The organism is Chryseosolibacter histidinae (genome assembly GCF_018598225.1).
Classification (GTDB): domain Bacteria; phylum Bacteroidota; class Bacteroidia; order Cytophagales; family Cyclobacteriaceae; genus Chryseosolibacter; species Chryseosolibacter histidini.
Map to the genome: position 1 here is coordinate 1 of NZ_JAHESF010000076.1, position 20176 is coordinate 20176.

The 20176-nt window shown below is 43.3% G+C and carries 15 protein-coding genes; 5 read left to right on the forward strand and 10 right to left on the reverse strand.

Annotation, left to right across the window (positions count from 1 at the left end):
• Positions 1-173: 173 nt before the first annotated feature.
• The 3 genes from KK083_RS31690 to KK083_RS31700 all read right to left on the reverse strand — a co-directional run bounded on the left by KK083_RS31690 (position 174) and on the right by KK083_RS31700 (position 2515).
• Positions 174-1058, reverse strand: a complete 885-nt coding sequence (locus KK083_RS31690) for an SDR family NAD(P)-dependent oxidoreductase (RefSeq protein ID WP_254170179.1) — start codon at positions 1056-1058, stop codon at positions 174-176.
• A 375-nt stretch (positions 1059-1433) separates the two neighbouring features.
• Positions 1434-1928, reverse strand: a complete 495-nt coding sequence (locus KK083_RS31695; RefSeq protein WP_254170180.1) for a protein-disulfide reductase DsbD family protein — start codon at positions 1926-1928, stop codon at positions 1434-1436.
• A 281-nt stretch (positions 1929-2209) separates the two neighbouring features.
• Positions 2210-2515, reverse strand: a complete 306-nt coding sequence (locus tag KK083_RS31700; RefSeq protein WP_254170181.1) for a hypothetical protein — start codon at positions 2513-2515, stop codon at positions 2210-2212.
• 413 nt (positions 2516-2928) lie between these two features.
• On the opposite strand from KK083_RS31700, the gene KK083_RS31705 reads away from it, so the two are divergent.
• From KK083_RS31705 to KK083_RS31725, 5 genes are all read left to right on the forward strand, one after another.
• Positions 2929-3807, forward strand: a complete 879-nt coding sequence (locus KK083_RS31705; protein WP_254170182.1) for a helix-turn-helix domain-containing protein — start codon at positions 2929-2931, stop codon at positions 3805-3807.
• Positions 3808-4533: 726 nt separating this feature from the next.
• Positions 4534-4983: a MauE/DoxX family redox-associated membrane protein gene (locus KK083_RS31710; protein ID WP_254170183.1), complete on the forward strand. Its 450-nt coding sequence runs from the start codon at positions 4534-4536 to the stop codon at positions 4981-4983.
• Between the two features lie 11 nt (positions 4984-4994).
• On the forward strand, positions 4995-6089 hold the full coding sequence (locus tag KK083_RS31715; protein WP_254170184.1) for a hypothetical protein: 1095 nt from the start codon (positions 4995-4997) through the stop codon (positions 6087-6089).
• Between the two features lie 142 nt (positions 6090-6231).
• On the forward strand, positions 6232-6543 hold the full coding sequence (locus KK083_RS31720; RefSeq protein WP_254170185.1) for a DUF6520 family protein: 312 nt from the start codon (positions 6232-6234) through the stop codon (positions 6541-6543).
• 120 nt (positions 6544-6663) lie between these two features.
• Positions 6664-6984, forward strand: coding sequence for a DUF6520 family protein (locus KK083_RS31725; protein ID WP_254170186.1), 321 nt, complete (start codon positions 6664-6666; stop codon positions 6982-6984).
• 17 nt (positions 6985-7001) lie between these two features.
• On the opposite strand, the gene KK083_RS31730 is transcribed toward KK083_RS31725, so the two are convergent.
• The 7 genes from KK083_RS31730 to KK083_RS31760 form a co-directional block, all read right to left on the reverse strand.
• Positions 7002-9890: a M16 family metallopeptidase gene (locus tag KK083_RS31730; RefSeq protein WP_254170187.1), complete on the reverse strand. Its 2889-nt coding sequence runs from the start codon at positions 9888-9890 to the stop codon at positions 7002-7004.
• A gap of 298 nt (positions 9891-10188) precedes the next feature.
• A complete protein-coding gene (locus KK083_RS31735; RefSeq protein ID WP_254170188.1) occupies positions 10189-11619 on the reverse strand; it encodes a RagB/SusD family nutrient uptake outer membrane protein in 1431 nt (476 codons plus the stop codon).
• Positions 11620-11636: 17 nt separating this feature from the next.
• Entirely contained in the window at positions 11637-14945 is a 3309-nt protein-coding gene (locus tag KK083_RS31740) for a SusC/RagA family TonB-linked outer membrane protein (RefSeq protein WP_254170189.1), read from the reverse strand.
• Between the two features lie 211 nt (positions 14946-15156).
• Positions 15157-16500, reverse strand: coding sequence for a hypothetical protein (locus KK083_RS31745; protein ID WP_254170190.1), 1344 nt, complete (start codon positions 16498-16500; stop codon positions 15157-15159).
• Between the two features lie 150 nt (positions 16501-16650).
• A complete protein-coding gene (locus KK083_RS31750; protein ID WP_254170191.1) occupies positions 16651-17646 on the reverse strand; it encodes a FecR family protein in 996 nt (331 codons plus the stop codon).
• 235 nt (positions 17647-17881) lie between these two features.
• Positions 17882-18475 (reverse strand): RNA polymerase sigma factor, encoded by a 594-nt coding sequence (locus KK083_RS31755; protein ID WP_254170192.1) that lies wholly within the window; start codon positions 18473-18475, stop codon positions 17882-17884.
• 411 nt (positions 18476-18886) lie between these two features.
• Positions 18887-19780: a TolB-like translocation protein gene (locus KK083_RS31760; protein WP_254170193.1), complete on the reverse strand. Its 894-nt coding sequence runs from the start codon at positions 19778-19780 to the stop codon at positions 18887-18889.
• Positions 19781-20176: the final 396 nt, after the last annotated feature.

Sequence of the window (20176 nt, forward strand, 5' to 3'; positions counted from 1 at the left end):
GGCTCCATAGGAGCCTCCTGAAATTCGTAATTTGAAATGCCAGCGTAAAAAGGAACGCGCGCGTCATTCTTATCATCACTACAGCCTTCTGCTGGATAAATTCTCAGAATGACGGGCCTCCGGAAAGACTCCTCACTCCTCCTTACTACTTACTCCTTAATTCTTACTCCTTTTCAATCACTTTCTCTTTCAATTAACTGCCGTTCTCTCTCCGAAGCGGTGTGTGATGAACGATAACGTCTTTCATCTACCGCCTTATCGGTTGGCTGCATGTTCTTGTGCATCTTGGCGGCGTTGGCGCTGTCGCTCATGGTGTTGAGCATGCCGATCATCATTTTGTTTTGCGCGCCGGAGATCACGCGGCTTTCGCCACTCATCAGGGCATCGTAACCATCGCGGGCAACTTCAGCGGGATTGGCCAGGTCGTGCTCCTGGTATTCTTTCGTGTCGACCATATCGGCCTTGTAGAAAAAGTCCGTGTCGGTTCTGCCCGGCAGCAACGCAGTAATGGTAACGTTGGTGTCTTCCAGCTCCACAGCGAGCGCCTCGGAAAGTGACAACACGAATGCTTTGCTGGCGGCATACACGGCAAATTCAGGAGCCGGTGTCTTGGAAACAACGGACGCGAGATTCAGGATCTTGCCAGAATTGCGCGCGATCATGTCGTCAAGGAACAAGCGCGTGAGCGTGAGCAATGAAATAACGTCTAGCTGCAGCAACGCCAGGTGCCGTTCGAGCGGTATTTCATGGAACCTGCCCCGTTGTCCCTGGCCCGCATTGTTCACCAGAAAATCAACGCGCACGCCTCTCGCTTTCATTTCGGTGTAGATCTGTCGCGCAGCCTGCGGATCGAAAAGATCTTTGTCGAGCGCTATGACGTCTACATTGTGCTGCCTGAACTCGTCGCTCACCTCCTGCAGTCGCTCACCCGAGCGGGCAACAAGCACCAGGTTGTAACCATCTTTCGCAAATAGTTTTGCCAGCTCGTAGCCTATGCCGCTGGTTGCACCCGTGATCAGCGCATAAGCGTTTGTGTTATTGGATCTGTTGGTTGCCATAGTATTGTTTTTAAGATGGGAAGCAAAAAATACCATTCCCGAAATACGGAACCGCGGAGAACGCAGAGAATGCGCAGCGAGCGCAGAGGTTTGGATACTCTTGCTGTAGAAAACTTGCTTGCCTTGTGCTTCCGGCCATTGGGCAGCCGGCTGCAATTTTTGCGGCGCGCAATAAAAAAGGTGGCCCAGACGGCGCCACCTTTAACCTTATACCTGATTATAGAGACAACACACAAAAACACCAGGAGCCGGGGCCAGGTTGCCCATAACTAGAAAAAATTAACCTAAACTTAATAGATGGGGTGAGGAAACACCTGTGGATTTATCAAAGAAGCCCATTCAAAGATTGTTCCCCGGTCCTGTGTGTTTTATAACTTATTTTCTTTTTGAGTTCTTTCGACCTGTTCCCTTCACCTCAACACTGAAATCGATTTCTTCCGGTGGCAGGCACATCGCACCGTTGCAGCTCATGAACGCCACACTTCCCCTGACTGTCGCAACAGGATTATGCAGTTTTACGCGTTGTGAAAAAATGGCTGTGCCCTTATACCAGACAATGGGCATCAGGAATACGCTGTCGTATTCTTTTATTGGTTTGCTTTCTTCCTCTACCTTACCTTCCAGCGAATAGGAACGGTCGGGCACAAACCGAAATGATGTTGGTAACGGCCCGCCCTCTTCCATAAATTGTGAAAAGACATGCCATCCATCTTCGAGGTTGCAGGTGAAGATGAGCTTGGCCTCTCCCTTATCCAGGGGTAGCGTTGTAAAAGTCCATTTAATCGGTTGGAATTCCCGTGATTGCGAAATTGCACCAACCTGAATAAAACAGCAAAATAAAAGCAAGAAGTTGCAAGGTCTGGTCTTCATCGATATCGGGATTATCGCGACTAAACTGATATTAACAGCCTTGTCGGACGGCCAATAACCTATCCGATGTAAATTTTATTTTTAAAAAACTGACGCACTTATGCCAGGAGTGTCACGAAGCACAACTTTACCATAGTAGGCAATAGGCAAATGATGATAGCTTACGCTATCATGGCAGTAGGCAATAGGAACGGTGAAGGTTCACGGTTCAGTTCTATTTCGAGGTGAAAAACTGAATCAGCTAAGCGAATCTTATTTCTACTGCTCACTAAAAAGCAGTTCTAAATTTTTGCATCTTCAGCCGCCTTTTTGGCGGGTATGGCAAGGGAGTTCAAAAACCGCACGTCTTTTTTCCAGCGGCAGAAGGCCTGTGCGTATTCGCTTTCAAATCTTTGCTGATAATATCGTAACCGATCGACTTCATCGAGCAGGTTTTCTTCCAGCACACGCAATTCCGCCAGCTTCTCCATATAATAGAACTGGTCCACATTATTCTGAATGTGAAGGTTATTCCGCTGCTCCCTCAGAACATTCATCAGCGCTTCTACCCGCTGTATGAATTTTTCAAGCTTGTTGGTGATCTCCACGTGCAACGTTGGTTTAGTGATTTGTAAATAATAGACACAGGCAGGAATCAATCCACCCTTAAACCAAGCTATAGACTATACTTTACCCCCCTGAAAAGCTACAATGCAGTAAAAAAGCCCACGCGCGAGCTCCCAACCGACAAATAATATTACAGACACAAAGTTGAATAACACCACACTGCCGTGGACTGTCGACTATGGACCGTGGACTGTATTAAACAGCATATTTACGAAGGCAATAACCACTGCGCACTGAAATATATTTCCCAGGACAGACCAAGCGTCCATATGTCGCGAAGCGGTTATCAAAATGGGAAAGGTAAAAATACTCCCGCTTTCATAAATCTAATTCCAAAAAACGTAAACACGCATTAGAACTCCGTTGCGAAATTCAGCCCCATAACCCCATATTCATGAAAACGGCTATGTATTATGACTTCCAGCCGGAACTGGGTGAAATACCCAAAGGCAGAATGCTGCATTTGCAATTGTTGCTGACGAAAAATGGCAACGTCCCCTACGTGCCGCCCACAGAATTCCTGGGCCTGGTGCTCAACCTGGGCGCTAAGGTACAATACGCCAACGGTGCTGATCATGCGCCCGTTCTCCGCAAAGGCCATTATAACATGGTGTATGCCCCCGAAGGCAGTGCCGACCTCAAGCTAAAAAAAGGCAAATACGACTTCTTCTTTGTTGAATTCAACGCCGCCTACCTCAAAACCATTTTCAAACACTTCCCTGTACTGGATGAATTCCTTGCCAAAATAAACGGAAAGATCCCCGTATTCATGTGTGAAACGCATCCCCACATCACACCCTCCATGTTCGACTGCATACATCACATCATCGGCTGCGATTTCCAAGGCCCCTTACGAGACCAGTATCTCAGCACGAAGTTCGCACAACTGATGTTGCTCTCCCTCGACGTCTGCAAGAATTTTGCCGCCGGACCCAATGACGAAGAAAGACTGAGAATACTGATGCTGAAGGAGTTCATCCAGCAAAACCTGCGATTTCAGCTCGATGTTGACTTCCTGGCCGATAAGATCCGCATGAACAGGCGCAAATTCGAAAACGGTTTCAAACAAGTGCACGGCACAACAGTCTATGATTTTGTGCTCTCTGAAAAGATGCGAAAAGCAGCGGACCTGCTTGTTACAACGGACATGCCTATACGTGATATTGCAACTGCAGTGGGGTATAAGTCGCCTTCTAACTTCTCAAAGGTGTTTAAAAAGAAATTCGGGCACTCCCCGGGGGAACTACGAAGGAGAAGGGGGAAAATTACCTGAGGGCTTTGCTGAATTTAGATTCTGGAGTCCACGGTCCACAGTCGACAGTCCACAGCCAGGTGGTTTAACAACGCGAGGCAGTGCTTTTTACCAGGCGAGTTGTTAATTCTCTATTAACGCCTCAATATCTCTAAAAGAAATCTGGCACTCGTTCGTTGAGCTGCGAAAAAAAACCAGGATTGACAGGATTTTCAGGATACTCAGGATTATGCGGACTTTTTGAAGGCGGATATTAAGAAATTCAAGGGCTGCTAATAAATAGCACGAGTGGAGTTCCGAAGCAGACGAAATACCTGAAGATTTCCAGAATTCATAAATCGAAAGCAACATGGGAATAGTTTCAGACCCTACCTTTACTTCACAACGCAACGGAGAACCTACACGAGCAAGTGATGAAAGAAAAAAAATAAAATACTCCGGATATCATAAGTCGTTGCGACATTGGAATAGTCTCACGAAGTAATTTCACTTCACAAACACAACGGAGTCATCACATAGACGGTGTGGTGCAAATTCGATCAACTAGCCTTTGTAAGTGGCCGGGTGTTACCGCTCTAGCCCGGTCACTTTAAAGGGTATTGCATTGAATAAAACCTTAGTGGTTTTAGCCTAAACATGTGGACCGGGAATATCAGGATCTATGTTACTGTCCAGGTGGTCGGGAAGACCTGGATGGGGGCAGGGTTTTGTGAAGTCGATTTAAGACTAATAACAAAAACATCACGTATGAAACTAAAACTGACAAAAAGTGTAGCCTTAGATATTATTGTTTTTCTTTTTATGGTGCTGTTTATTTATGCGGCGGCAACAAAGCTATTCGAATACAAAGAATTTGAAGCGCAGATTGGCAAATCGCCATTAATCACAAAGTATGCAGGGACTTTAGCTTGGTTGGTTCCCGGGATAGAACTCATCACCGCAGCTATGCTTTTTGTTCCTCACTTCCGGCTAGTCGGACTTTATGCTTCATTCTCATTAATGTTCGGATTTACAGCTTACATTATCTTTATTCTCACTTTCAGCCCATACGTTCCTTGTTCTTGTGGCGGTATACTTAGTGCTATGGGGTGGACTGCACATCTGGTATTTAACATTGCCTTCATGCTCCTAGCGGTGATTGGAGTTATTCTACTTGTCACGGTTTCAAAAAATGAAAATCAAGTGTCGTATTCCTAAGCATTAAGATTATGGAAAAAAAGCACATTCTTATTTTTATCGGCTGCTTACTGAGCGTTACTTTAGTTATGGTCGCTTTGTATGCCTCATCCCCTATAAATAGCAAAATTTTCCGAGCAAATTTTGACAGAAAACTCTTGCCAGAAACAGCGCTCGAAGAGAAAAACGCGTTTGAGCTGGAGGCTTCATCGGTTTATATTTCGGGGGTTACCGCCGACAAGATCTACATTAGCAATACCTTTAAGCCTCTTAATTTATGGATTTCAGATTATGAATTCAAAAACACACACGATATAAGACTAAAACTAGTCGGCGTTGACAGCCTCAGGGAACCTTCGGCGTTCCGAACCACCGTTGATCCGCCCAACTTCTTTCTCTCAAATGGTATCATGCCTATAGCGATGAGAGGAACGATTGACTCTTGGGAGGCAAAGAAATATATGCCAGACAGTAGTTACTATTTTGTAGAGGCCGTCCCTATAAGTACTTCCTCAATGGCTCTTAAATCATACAGCAGTAACCAGCAGGCACTACACCTTGCAAGAAAAACAGCTATCGACACCCCATATTTCAAGTTCAAATATGGATTACTTGAAAAACAGAAAGATGGGGTCTTTTGCGTTAATGGGAAACTCCACTTTAGCAAGGACCTCCATAAATTAATCTATCTATATGCTTATAGAAATCAGTATATCGTGATGGATACGAATATGAACCTGTCATATAGAGGAAATACGATTGATACATTTAGCGTTGCCAGGGTCAAGCTAACCCAAATTGAATCGAAAAAACTGACAATGGCAGCAAGCCCACCAACCGTAATTAATGGTTTAAGTTGTGTCTCTAAAAATTACTTATACAACCAATCACTTCTATTGGCCAACAATGAAGATGAAAAAGTGTTCAAAAAATCAGCAGTGATTGACGTTTACGATATAAATCAAGGGATCTACGTTTTTAGCTTTCACGTACCAAAATATCGAAACAACTCACTTTCTGATTTTCGTGTTTTTAACAATCAACTCATTGCACTTTTCGGGAGGCATTTGGTTGTTTATGAGTTGAACAATAATAACGTCTCAATAAATGAAGATTTTCATCAATAGCCGGATTTCGCTGATCTTTGATTAAGGATCAAAAATATCACTCATTATAAAGATTTTCATCGATGAAGTCAGGAATTAAAAGCTGAACACCTGAATAATCCAAAGTAAGCTAACCCATTTTTAAACTTAAATCATTATTACCATGAAAACTAAAAATGTTATACTTGGGCTTTGTGCTCTTGTTTTTGCAATTGGCAGTGCATTCTCTTCAGTTATGACTGTAAACGACGACTACATTGATGTTAGATATCAGGGAGAGGAAGAATTTGTTTGCGTTCCGATTGGAGATTGCAGTGGAACAGGTCAGTTCTGCAAAATTGTCATAAACGGCACCCTTACTGCACAAGTGTATGATCAACCTACTTGTCTCAGTGCCAAAAAAGACAACAACCCATTTCTTCCTGGACAAACTCTCCAAGATGTAGTAGAGGTCATCAATGATGAGACACGCTAGTTGCTAAATTTTTCTGGGCTGTCACTTAACAGTGGCAGCCCATTTTATCATCTATACAAAAAGGCCACTGCGGAATCCATTCTTAAATATCCGGGACTGAATGTTTACCATTAAGAACATATGAAGACCCAAAATGCAATTCTTGGAATCGGGGCAGTCGCACTCGCATTAGGCAGCGCGTTCGCCTCTGTTAATGTCGACAATATTGAAAGAAGTTTTATTAGTATACAATACGAAGGCGAACCTTTAGTATGCGTGCAAGTTGAAGAAGAATGCAACAATTTTTCCGGTTACTTTTGTAAAATAATAGTCAATGGTACACTGACTGCTCAAGTGTATGGTTCGCCCTCTTGCGTAAATGCAAAATATGGCGAACATTTATATCCTCCGATAATACTGGCAGAAGGAGTAGTTGAAGTCCTTAATAGAGAAGATCTTTAATTTCACAAAAAAAATGGCTAGTTTTCGTTTGGTCTAGACCCTTCAGGCAACCATTCGAGTTTTTGAAAATTCTGCTCCGAAAGAAACTTATTAGCAGCTATTTTGATATCATCAAGCGTTATGGACTTTAAGATTTCCTCCTGTTGCAGGTATTCCGCAGGGCAATCGTCGAATTGGTACAAATCTGCCAATTTACTAGCATCGATTCCGGCCCGCTTCAACCTTATAAGTTCCTGTTGCCTTCGTGCAACTGATTTTTCAAAGGTTATTAAGTCAGGCCCGCTTTCCTTTAATGATCTAAACTCCTCCAAAGCAAAGCTAACCATCTTTTGGACCTCGTTCGGCGCAGTGTCCAATTTTATGCAAAAAAAATAATCAACACTATCTTTTGATAGCCTTGAGTTAATTACATATGCAAAAGGAGTATAGACTCCGCCCTCTTTAGTGCGCAGTCGATCTACAATCTTGAAATAAAGAGCATCGCCCAATAAGTCCAACATCAACTTATTCCTTGTTGTAAAGAAATACCTGTTTACCCCAGGAAAGAATAATCCTATCTCAGCCCTGTTATTGTCTCCGAAATATATCGTCTTCTGCCCCTTGCTAGGGGAAGTGTAGACTAATTCCTTTTGCGCTGCAGTTTCTTGCTCACCCGCCGGTAAGCTCGCTAAGTATTTTAGCAACATTTTTTGCATCTGCTTCAGATCAAAATTCCCTGCAATACAGACAGTAAAATCACCTATCCCCGAAAAACGATCTTTATAAATTCGCCAAACATTTTCAAACTCAATCTTCTCCAACTGTTTAGTTGTGAGTAAAGTGCTATCGCCTTGCAGAGCACGATCAGCGTTTCGAATCAGAGAACTTCCATTAGTCGCATCTCGAACTATTTGAGCTTTCTTGAGGGATCTCCAGTATTCAAACGCTCTTTCATCCTTTCGTGGTGAAACAAAGTACAAGTGTATTAGTTGAAACATTATCTCTAAATCCTCCTCTGCACACGAAGCATTAATCTGTTCATGATTTTCATTAACGTTAAACGAAACCCTCACTCGCTTTTCTTTAAGATACTCTTCCAGTTGAAACTTATTAAAGAGACCTACCCCACTTTGTGAAATCAAACTACCAACAACCCGTGCCGCTAACCTATCAACACCATCATAGAGCGAAACACCTCCGTTGCGATAAGCCCTTAGCGTAATTCCGTTTCTACCTTGATCCGAAGTTTCTGACGTCCTCAACAATACCGTGACCCGGTTGTATAAAGAAAATTTCGTTACAGTTGCATCTTTTATAGCACATTCATCGCTAGTCCATGTCTCTTTAACAATCTTCTGACACGTGTCATACTTAATTTCACTGGTGTGCAGTAATGTATTAGGAACAGTAAACTGATTTTTGAATGGCGCGAGCTTTTCTTTTTTGAATTCTCTTATCCAATTATCTACGACACCCTCACTTGGGAGTTTAGCTTTGTTGCATTCGGGCACTGTAATGACAATATCTCTGTTTACATCAAAATTGATCCACTCTTTAACAAAATTATTAATCTCATCCAAGGTAATTTCATCGATTAGCCTTGAAATCAATGATAATTCATACGAAGGGCTGGGCGCTGCTTTATCATAAACAAAATGCTCTTTAAATTTGTTAGCTAAATAATCAGAATTAGTACTGTTGTCTGACCTAATCGCAAGCAGCAAAGCGCGCTTTGTTTTGACTAGTTCTTCTGAAGCAAAACCATATTCGCCAATCCGCCGTAATTCAATCGTCATTGACTTTAACGCCTCTTTCACGTCATCTATGTCATTCAAAGTTGTCGAGGCAGTGAGCGCATCGATTTCTGAATCAAAGGAATTTCTGTTGATATAGCTATTTATGGGATACGTATTAAATTTTTTAGAAAGTGATTCAAGCCTAATGCGCATTAATCCACTATACATATCATCCATAATGGAACTTTTAAAATAACCCAACGTATTCTTTGCTTGTTTTGTGCTATTTCGTTTTAAAAAAATTTCCACTCGGATATCACTTACATCCGGTCCCGAAAATAAGACCAGTCCATTTCTACTCAGTAGGGCGCCCTTCATTCGCGATTCAAAATTCTTTACTTCGCGTGGATTATTATTTTGTAAATCAGAAAACAACGATTGTATCTTCAATTCAACGACATTCGGATCAAGATCGCCCACAACAATTACTGCCTCTAAATCCGGTCGATACCAATCTCTATAAAATCTCAGAAGAGATTCATGTTTGAAACTCCGAATGTTTTCAATGTTAAGTCGATTGATTTCCAATAATCGCAAGTCATTAAAAAATATCCTACTACTTTTCTCCAGGGCTCGTTTTGCAGACGAGCTTCCGTTTTTCTGACGAAATTCCCCTAATACTGCACCACGTTGCGCATCAATACGTTGAGGTTCAAAAACGAGATCTTGAGCCCACTCTCTAAGAATAAGGAGACTATTGCTGAGGATGTCAGGGGTACTAGATGGAACACTTATTTTGTAACTCGTAAACATACCGGCTGTGCTGGCAGTTAGGCCTTTTCCAAAAAAGATTCCATTCTTTTCAGCATAGTTTACCACACTATCACCTGGAAAATTCTTGGTGCCTTCAAACGCCATGTGCTCCGTCAGGTGAGCTAACTCAAGCTGGTCTTCATCTTCAAAATAGCTTCCTGCCTTAACTATCAATCTCAACTCAATGATTCCTTTAGGGTTCGCGTTTTTTCGAATATAATAGGTTAAGCCATTGTTCAATCTCCCTATTTTAACCTCAGAATCAATTGGAATTGAATCATTCTCCTTCAAATCGGGTTTTCTTTGTGCGGTGGTAAAGGTTGTACTTATTACTACGATGATCAGGGTAAATATTTTAATTGTATCTTTACTATTCATAGCTATCTTTTTGAAAAGATGTGACGTAATATTTTTCACCAATCGGTAAGTAAATCGGCATCTCATCCAAAGATTCGTAGGACGAGGGCAGGCGTCCACGGCCTGATCTTTCCGACCGTCTTTTTCCAGCACTCGCCTCATCAAACGTAGCATGCGCATTTAACACACTGCGCTTTCTCTGAATGCCTTTTGTTGGTTTGTTCCTTTTTCAATTGTCGTAAATTTCTGTGTATATAAGCTTATGAACAGCACATAGAGTACCCTTGTACTCCATCCACAGGTCAAAGCGTTATAACATTCAGTATCCGGGGTTTTGGTTTCCTAATTGTGGATTTCTATCCCGTTCAATTTGGGGAATCGGATATAACTGATCATCAGGTGACCAACCTTGCTTTCCGCTAAGCACGATGTTAGCGCGGCCTGTCCGCTTTAGGTCCAACCAACGATGGCCCCATTCTGTAAACAGCTCCTTTCTCCGTTCTTGTTCTACGGCGAGCAAAAATTCCGTTCGATCAATCGTTGGATTTATGTTTAAGATGGAGGGCAACCCGGCCCTGATTCGAATAAGATCTAAATCTGATATAGCCTGGGTTAGATTATTAAGATGAGCCCTTGCCTCAGCGCGAATCAGGTACTGCTCAGCCAATCGAAAAACCATGCTGTATTCTGTTAAAGAGACTGAAGGAGTGGTTGCGCTACCTCCAGCGCCTTTTTTATATTTAAATGGATAGTAATAGTTTGTCGTTCCAATGATCTTTGTGTTAATCCATTCTGATCTTCTTTTGTCCTCCGCATCAAACGCGTTGACCAAACTTGTTGCAAGGTGGAAAGGCTGTGTCGTTGTCGTAGGTGCCGAAATCAATATGAACATGTATCCTTCGTTAGTATTCGAGATCAATCCGACTGGCATTAATTGCCAGATGGATTCATCGCTATTATTAAGGAAAACATCGGCCAGATTTGCTTCCAAACTATACTTTGAATCGTTAATGATCTCAGAAGCTTGCAATTCGGCATTTTTCCAATCACCAATATAGAGGTATGCGCGTGAAAGCAACGCGGCAGCTGTACTTCGATTTGGCCTGACCCGGCCGGTTGTTACGTAATGTTCATTCATCAACTCCTTTGCCATTATCAAATCAGAAATGATTTGCTCGTAAACAACAGAGGGAGGTTGCCTGGTTGATTTAGAAGTAACACTATAATTTATTGTGGTAATTATAGGTACGTCCCCGAATAAATTCACTAGATAGAAATGACAAAAGGCGCGTATGAATAAGGCTTCTCCTTCGAGCTGTTGTTTAACAGCCGCACTTACGCCGGTAGACTTAGCTAATCCTTCAAGCACCGCATTGGCTCCATAAATTGAATAATACATAGTCTGCCAAAGGCTTGATACATTGGTGTTGCTTGACAATAGATTATTATTCTCAAAAGCGTTGAACTCAACAGTTTCAGGAAAATATATGATCTCGTCAGTTGAAAGACCGCACAAAGAAGCAACACTGTATCTGTTACCACTCGCAAAACTATTCTCCCCGTTGTACATGTCTGTATAAATGCCAGTAACAGCAGAAGATGCTGTAACGTCGCTACTGAACACCGCCTCTTTGACAATTTGTGATTTTTCGACATCAACACCGATGAAGTTTTCGCAGGCAGTAAAGGCAAGAATTAAAATGACAACGCCAATGTGCCTACCCAAAAAATAATAGCTCCTGCATTTCATGAGATTGAGGTTATTCATTAAAAAGTCAACTGCAATCCACCGCTCAATACTTTCAACGGTGGTAAGCTGGTTCCAGTCTCTGGATCAAAACCAGGGTATTTTGTAAATGTCAGTAAGTTTTGACCCTGGAAATATATCCTTGCGCCGTGAAGCTTTGCACTCTTCAATATTTTAGGGGGGAGACTATAGGAAACAGTAAGAGTCTTTAGACGCACGAAGGACGCGTCACGAATCCAGTAATCACTGTTTGTAAGCTGGGCAAAGCTTGAAAAATTTGCAGAGTTTTGTGTGAATTTTCCTATTGCAGTAACATCTCCGGGCTTTCGCCAGCGACTGAGTACCTCTGCCGGCAGGTTATAGTTACGATAACCGGGCATTGCATACATATATGCAAGTTTTTGTTGTTTTGAGAATTGAAAGAGAAACGAAAGCTCAAAAGATCCGCAGCTGAACGTATTATCAAAGCCCCCGTAGTATTTTCTGTCTACCGGACTACTAAACTGCCTGTCCTCTGCATTGAGTATGCCATCATTTTTGATATCCCTCACTTCATACCAACCGGTTAATGGACTTATCCCTTTATAATCGTACCTTTTTTGAATGGATAAAGATTCACCAACCTTGTAAAAGTTCGCGTAAGAAGAATTTTCAATGTCTGGGAATGACACCAGTCGATTCCTGTTCGCCGAAATATTAAGCGACGTCGTCCAACCGAAATTCAAAGTTCGGAATATCTTAAAGCGAATTATACTTTCCCAGCCACTGTTTTCGACAGTGGCATTAAAATTCGAAAACACTGAATTGAACCCTGATGTGGCCGGAAGCTGATATTGAATTAACTGATTGGATGAGGTGTGAACATAGCGGTTAATCTCCAGAAAAACTTTTTCTTTAAAAAGACTCAGTTCTATTGCTCCTTCCAATTTCTTCGTCGCTTCCCACGCAAAATTGGGATTGAATAAAGCCGTCGGAGAAAGGCTCGTCATTCCCTGATATGGGTATTGGGAAATACTATATGTATCATAAAATTTATAATCTCCAATCTGATCATTGCCGGTGATACCGTAACTGCCCCTTATTTTACCAAAACTTATAACCGGAACATGATCCCGAACGAAGTTCTCGTTAGAAAATACCCAGGCCGCACCAACGGCTCCGAAATTGCCGAATTTGTGATTGGGGCCGAAACGTGAAGACCCATCCCTTCGTCCCGTAATATTTGCAAGATATTTACCTTTGAAATCGTAGCCTACGCGAAGAAACACAGCAACGTACTTGTACTCACTCGTTAAATCCGACCCTATGGTTACTGATCTGGCAGCTCTGAGAGAATTAAGGAACAAATCTGAGGAGTATCCCGATCCCGTTATGGTTTTATACTCGCCGACATTTTCTTGCCACGAAGCACCTATCACTGCGTTGATGGAGTGTTGACGATAATCGACTGCATATGAAAGTTGCGGCTCTGCCAGCCAGGATTTACGATAGTTGTTTGCAAAAATCGCAGACCCAGTAGAGTTGGGTAAGATAAGTGTTGGCGCGCTGGCTGCTATTGGATATTTTGTAGTTTCCCTGCTATTGAGCTCCGTAAATCCAATATTTGTTTTGATATGAAATTGAGAAAAAAGTTTGTAGCTCAAAGTCCCGTTCACTACTAGGTTGCCATTAACTACGTCTGTAGTGTTTCTTAACTTGGCCAGCGGATTAAAGAAGGTAGCCACTTTTGAAGTTCCCACTTCAATTATTCCCCAATTAAGACTCCCATTCTCATCAAAAAGAGCGGGAGCATTAGGAGGCAGATTCAATGCTGCTGTAACAAAATCTCCATGTTGAAAAAGCTTGTTATTGTTAGCTCCATAATTGGCTGTTAGTGATACGTTAAATCGTTTATTCTCTGAAAAGTGATTTAAACTAAAATTCCCTGTTGCTCTTTGAAAACCAAACCCCTTAGAATAAATAACTCCTTCCTTATGATAGGATCCGCCTAGTCTGAAAGATGTGTTGGCACTTCCACCTGAAATGCCGGCTGATACATCAAAGATATCAGCCTTTCCGCCTAATAATTTCTCTTGCCAGTCTGTGTTTCTTTCCTCTCCCCACGTTCCATTAACATCATAATCAAGAATGCCTGGGCTCTCCCCATCGTTCGCAAAAGCTTCTTGACGCATTTGTAGGTATTGCTGGGTATTTAGCACATCCATTCTATTGACTATTTTGCCGACGCCTGAGTACAAGCTAACATCAATATTGGTTTTACCCTTGGCAGTTGCTTGCTTTGTTGTGATCAGTATCACCCCATTTGCACCCCTGGAACCATAGATCGCTGTCGCATCTGCATCCTTCAATACTTCGATACTTTCAATGTTCGCTGGATTAAGCGCAGCAAGGGGATCAAACCCATTGGTGGTAACAACAACCGAAGCCGTTCGCAACGGTGAAGGATCGATTGGAACCCCATCGATAATGAACAAAGGCCCGTTTTTAGTATCGTCAAGAAAATCATTTCTCAGGCTACTTCGACCCCTGAGCAGAATCTTGGGAGCACTTCCTGGAACACCGCTATTCGGACTAATTTCCAATCCGGGCACTCTACCCTGTAACGCCATTAATGGACTGGTGACAGGTTGAGTTTCAATTTCTTTAGCTGCAACTTTTACTATATTTCCAGTTCTTGTTCTGTCAGTAGTTTTGTAATACCCCGCATTAATGACCACCTCATTCAATGAAGTAACGTCCTCCTCCATTAATACATCAATGATGGTTTGTCCATTTACTTGAATCTCTAAATTTTTATAACCAATGCTGGTAAAAACCAAAATATCTTTTTCTTCAACTTCTATAACAAACTCCCCATCCATATCTGTTGTCGTTCCTTTATTAGTACCTTTTACTATAATGCTTACCCCCGGCAACGACACCTTCTCTGATGCAGTTATAACTTTACCCGTAACCTTTAGGGTTAATGAAGAGAGCAAGTTTGATTTATCAACTGCCTTCGTTTTCCTAATCGTGTCTTCATAAATAAAAACCAAATTTTCACTAAAATCATATGCCAGACCAGTATTGTACAAAACAATATCAAGCACTTCTTTAACAGTTCGATCTGCTTTTTGCAGATTAATACTTTTGGTCTTGGCTACTTCACCCGGAATTATAAAAGACAATCCTGTTTGTTCTTGTAATTTCACGAATAGGGTCTCCAGGTCTTGATTCCTTAAACTGACACGGGTCATTCGTTGCTCCGGCAGCTGACCAAAACTCGAGTAAGCGAATATAAATTGGCTGCTGGTAATCACTAAAATCGTGTAAAACAAACCTACTTTCATTAGAAACCTCAGTTTTGCGAGGCGCCAGGGGCATATGCTCGCTTGGAGATAAACCACTGGTTCCGTCGAAATAAAATCCATAAATTGTCGATGTTTTAACGGTTAGCGCATAATTGTTAAGACGAACAAAACCATCCCGGGCCGGAATCCGGGGTGGTTTTTTCTTGCTATCGCCTTATTTTTTTTCTCGAAAGCATATTTATAGTTCGATCTAATTCTTTATACAACGGCATAATTGAGCCATCCCTCTTGGTTCATCAAGTTGCTGAGAGGCAAAAGAAGTAGCGACTCTTTGAAAGCTCGCATTTGCCTGAGTTGTTGGAGAAATGGAAGAACTCCAATAGTAACCAAATGCTGTCGTATTCGAGTGGGCACCAGTCCCGAGCCTGTGACCGCCAAGGGTCAACTTAAGCTGAGTATAAGCAGCAGCAGCCATCCCGAGGTTTTCTGCAGTCCATTCTTCTATTGTCGGAAGCCTGAATCCTGCAGGACAAGGGTTATTAACTCCATTTACACCTTGCCAAAGATTATCATTCTTAGGATTTCTCCAATCAAACGGATTAGAAGATGTCAATATGAACTTATTATGCCCAGGAGCGTCCGAAGTCGCCAGCGTACTTTCCGTTCCGTTGACGCCTGTAGTACCCGCAGACGTCGCCGTGCGGTTTGTCAATTGATGGCCATCAGCCCCTCGTCCCCATTGGAACGCATCCCCATAATTGGCAAAATCATTATAGGCATTGGCTGCATTGGGCGCTCCTAAATTGCGATCTAACCACCGTCGGTTGGTGACCGGGCTAACAATTATCGCATAAGTGACTTGAGCGCCATTGTAAAGAAACGTTATCTCTGTTGCCTCGCCGACCGGGCCTACAAAAGCTGACTCTACTGACTCACCAACCGTCTCGCCAACTGAGGCTTTCGGAGTCACTCGAACAGTGATGAATTTACTTTCATCAGCGACCCTCACAATGTATTTCATTGATGTAGCGCCAGCAATCGGAGTTTTACCAGTACCTGCCACGTCATTGGAAAGATACCATTGAAACTCGGTTCCGCTTTCAGTATCATTTTCCGCGTCATTGTAAGTATAAGCGGCAGTCAGTTCTGCATTCGCTTTCACTGTTCCTGTAATTGAAACAGCAGTCACCACTGGTGCGGCATTTCCAGTGGAAAAATCAATGACTTCGCCGTAACCAGTACCCTTACTATTAATAGCATACGCGCGCACATGATAGATTGTGCTAGATGTGAGACCAGCCAGATTGCTCGTTATCGTACCGTCGATTCCGGATGTCTCCGTGAAATTATCCTGTAGTGTAGGTAGCGCATTAGTACTACTGTAAACAAAGCCGCTTGCAGTAATTTCCGAACCACCATTATCAACAATTTCTCCTGAAACTATAGCGGTGGTTCCTGTCACTTCAGTTATCGTAACGGTGGACAAGGTCGGAATAGTATCAACCTTTTCATCATCACAGGATAAGAGAAAAACCCCTGCCACTCCTAGTGTCAAGGTTATAATTACTTTAAGAAATTCTGACGTTGATTTCATTTGCTTCTTATTAGTTTTAACTCTTTTTTGGCGAACCATAAATTCAACAACATATTTCTGGCCCTCTTAATGTGAAATAGTTTTTCTAGTTCCGTTATTGCTATCACGACAATTCTTAACTGATAAGCGTGGTGCCCTTCAATCAAATTTCTAGTTATCGGTCGCCGTACAGCCCAAGCCACCTTCAATCATGACTCGGTCTCCGTTGATCGTCGCAGTAGCATTCTGAATTTTACTTAAAGCGTCTACAATTTGCTTCAGACTTTCTCCGTTCAAAAATGAGGCTACTACTCTACAATTTTTTAAAGACTCATTTTCAATAATCACCTTCACATTGAAGCGCTGCTCAATAAGCGCTGCGGCTTCAGCAAAGGTTGTATTATCAAGTATGAAGTAATTATTCTTCCAGGCAACCACAGATTGAGCATCGGCCTGCAGCCGCACAACCTCGTCGTTGGAAACGTTTACAACAATTTGCTCGTTTCGTTCAATGATTCCGAATGTCCGTTGCAAGTCCCCCACCTGCACCGACCCACGCTCCACCGTAACCGTAATCGCACTTTGCCCCGGATAAGCACTGACATTGAACGCCGTTCCCAACACCTGCGTACTCACCTCACCTGTCTTCACCACAAATCTCTTCCCCGCATCATGCGTAACATCGAAGTAGGCTTCGCCCGTGAGCGTCACTTCACGTGTGCTCACACCAAACGTGGCCGAATCATAACGCAGTTCACTATTCTTATTCAGGATCACCTTCGTTCCGTCCGGAAGCTCAACCAACTCAGCCTGGTGCTGGCCACTGTGAACAACACGCGTCACCGCCAGCCCCTGTAACGGCCGATCAATCCCTGCATCATCCCTCATCAGCACCACCAGCGAAACAATGATGAGTGTGACGGCGGCCGCTGCTGCCATCCACGGCCATGACCTCATGCGCACGGTCTTCACAGGCTCCTTGCGCGGCGAGGCGATGATGTGCTGGTAGCGCATCTTCATGCGCTCCTCTTGCTGCGCCGATAGCCCGGGGTCCTTATTGATGCTGTCTTCAAAATTTTTGTCCATCAGCGCAGACAATTCTTTTAACTCAGCCGGTGTGGCTGTTTTGTTTGTGTAGCGCTGAAGGAGATACTGCAATCTGTCCATAAAGTGATATCAGTGAATTTTTAAAAGGTGTAGCTCGTCATTCGTATTCACCTTTTTTTCCATCTATCTATTTCAGACATTCTGATAGCAACAGACTTCAAAGCGGATGAATAACCAATGAGGCGAAAAAAAATATATTATTTAGAATGTTTAAAGAATGACATGAAAAGCACGTGTTCCGTTAAACACATAACATCACAAAGATGCAAGCGGCGTAAAAACGTGATGGAAGAATTCAGGAAAGGAAGCAACTGAGCAAGGTGAGTGAAATGAGTTGTTTCATCACCTGGTCATTGATGAATTTCACAGCGAGGCCGATATGATTGTTGACCGTGGCGGGTGACAACTGTAGTTGGGTGGCAGTGGCTTCGTGGCTCAAGCCCTGCTCGCGCACCAGCTTGAACACGCGCTTGCGCTGCGGAGGAAGTTTCTCCACCGCCTGCTTCACCAGCTCGGAGTAATCTTTTTCGTTGATGTAGTCGTCGACGTCGTTTGTGGCAAGGTTTTTCCGGTGCACGTACTCTTTGTTGGCCTGCATCTCGCGACTCATTTGTTTGAACTTTCTCAGGCAGGCGTACTTCGAAACCTTGAACAGGTAAGGGCGGAGATCTTCAACATGGGTGAAACGCTCGGGGTTCTTCCAGATGCGCATGAACACATCCTGAACCACATCTTCGGCAAGCATTTCCGACTGCAGCATCTTTAAAGACGCTGCGTAAATTCCTCTCGCGTATCGATCGTAGATCATTCTGAAACCCTGCTCGCTTCCCCTGCTCAGGAGTCGCAACGCGTAAGCCTCGTCATAATCTCCTTTATCATTGGGCTTCATAATAAAGGGGGCTAAGCTTATAGTTGAATTGAATATTTGTTACAGAAGCAAGGCAAACCTTACATCTATACCGGCTTAATTATACACTGAATTTAATTAAAATTTCACAAATTCATAAAAGAAAATACCGAATTCGTAAACAAGAAGCGAAAAAATGTATTATCGATTTTAAGCGTAGTCATCGCAATCGATTCAAAACGATACGCCAACTTTCAACTTATCTTGATTTTTAGACCAATTACAAAGAAAATGACGCTTCGGCAGCGGCGGTCAGTGGATGAAAGCTAACGAAGGAGATTGAGTGGAAAACCTTACATGATCAGGATTTACAAGATTTACAGGATGAACAGGATTAAACCAGGATTACAGAATTGACAGGATCAACAAGATTAAGCTACGAAGGAAATGCTGTTAATCCTTTAATTCATTAATCCTGATCCGGTTCCACTTAACATCATAGTCCGAGCTAAAGAACAGATACTTCGAATCAGGGGTGAGGTAAGAGCAGTACTCATACGTGGAGGTGTTGAAACGGCTGCCCATGTTCCTGGCGGGTGTCCACGTTCTGCCGGCATCTTGTTGCAATGTATAATAGAGATCGCCGCTACCGAAGCTATCGGGGCGGTCTACGGAGGTGAAGATCAGGAATGATTCATCGGCGGCGATCATCGGGTCGTGCTCCATCTGCGCTGAGTTCACCGAAGGCCCGAGGTTCACAGGTGTTGTGTAAGCGCCGTTCACGAATTTGCTGACATAAATATCATGATCGCCAAGTCCTCCTTCACGATTGGAAGCGAAGTACAAATTTCCGTTATCCGCTAACGAAACATAATATTCAGTGCTGTCGGTATTCACTTGCGTGACGTTCTCGGGTTGTGACCAGGTATTGCCGGCCTGGGGACGAACAAACCAGATATCATAGTCGGCCGTAGTATCTTCAGCATCGCGCGGCCTGTTGGAAATATAGTACAAGGTTCCATCGCGGGTGATGAAAGGATCGGCCTGCGAATACGCGGATTCAGTGAACGGCGCCAGCACAGGGGTGGTCCAGGTTCCGTTGTAAAGCGTTGTCTCCAGGATCCTCCATTTGCCCTGATACGATCTTGAAAAATAGAAACGTTTTCCGTCACGCGAAAAGGCTGAGTTGAAGTCGAGAGAGTCACCGCTGACAATGCCCGGCAAAAACCGGAGGGCAACGGTGTCGGGCAGGGGCTCGGGATACAAGATCTGCGATTCGCGGTTTTTTTCGGGTGAGCATTGAAAGGCAATGAGTAGTGCTACGAAAAAAAGAATTCTGGTTGACATAGGTAAGGCTTTGATTCGATGGTTAGTTGGTCCACGGTCCACAGTCGACGGTCCACAGCAGGCAGAGTCATGGTTTAGTGTTATGTGCTGCCAACGCTTACGGACAAGATTGGCAATATTATTTTATCATCAAAGTGTTTGGATATGTAAAGTGTGCCTGTGGTGAAGCTAAGTTCCACGGAGCGGCAAGAGGGCATCGTGTGCGAAAGGGCATCCTACGAACCGTACTGCGCACTAACTACTTGCATTTGTGATCATCCTTTCGTTCGCTGTTAAAATGGGGATCCTTCACTCGCACAAGCCGCTACGCCTGCCACCATTCCCAATGACGTGCCATCAGGAGGCTCCTATGGAGCCCAATATGAACCAACCATTCCATTCTATAAACAGGGAGCT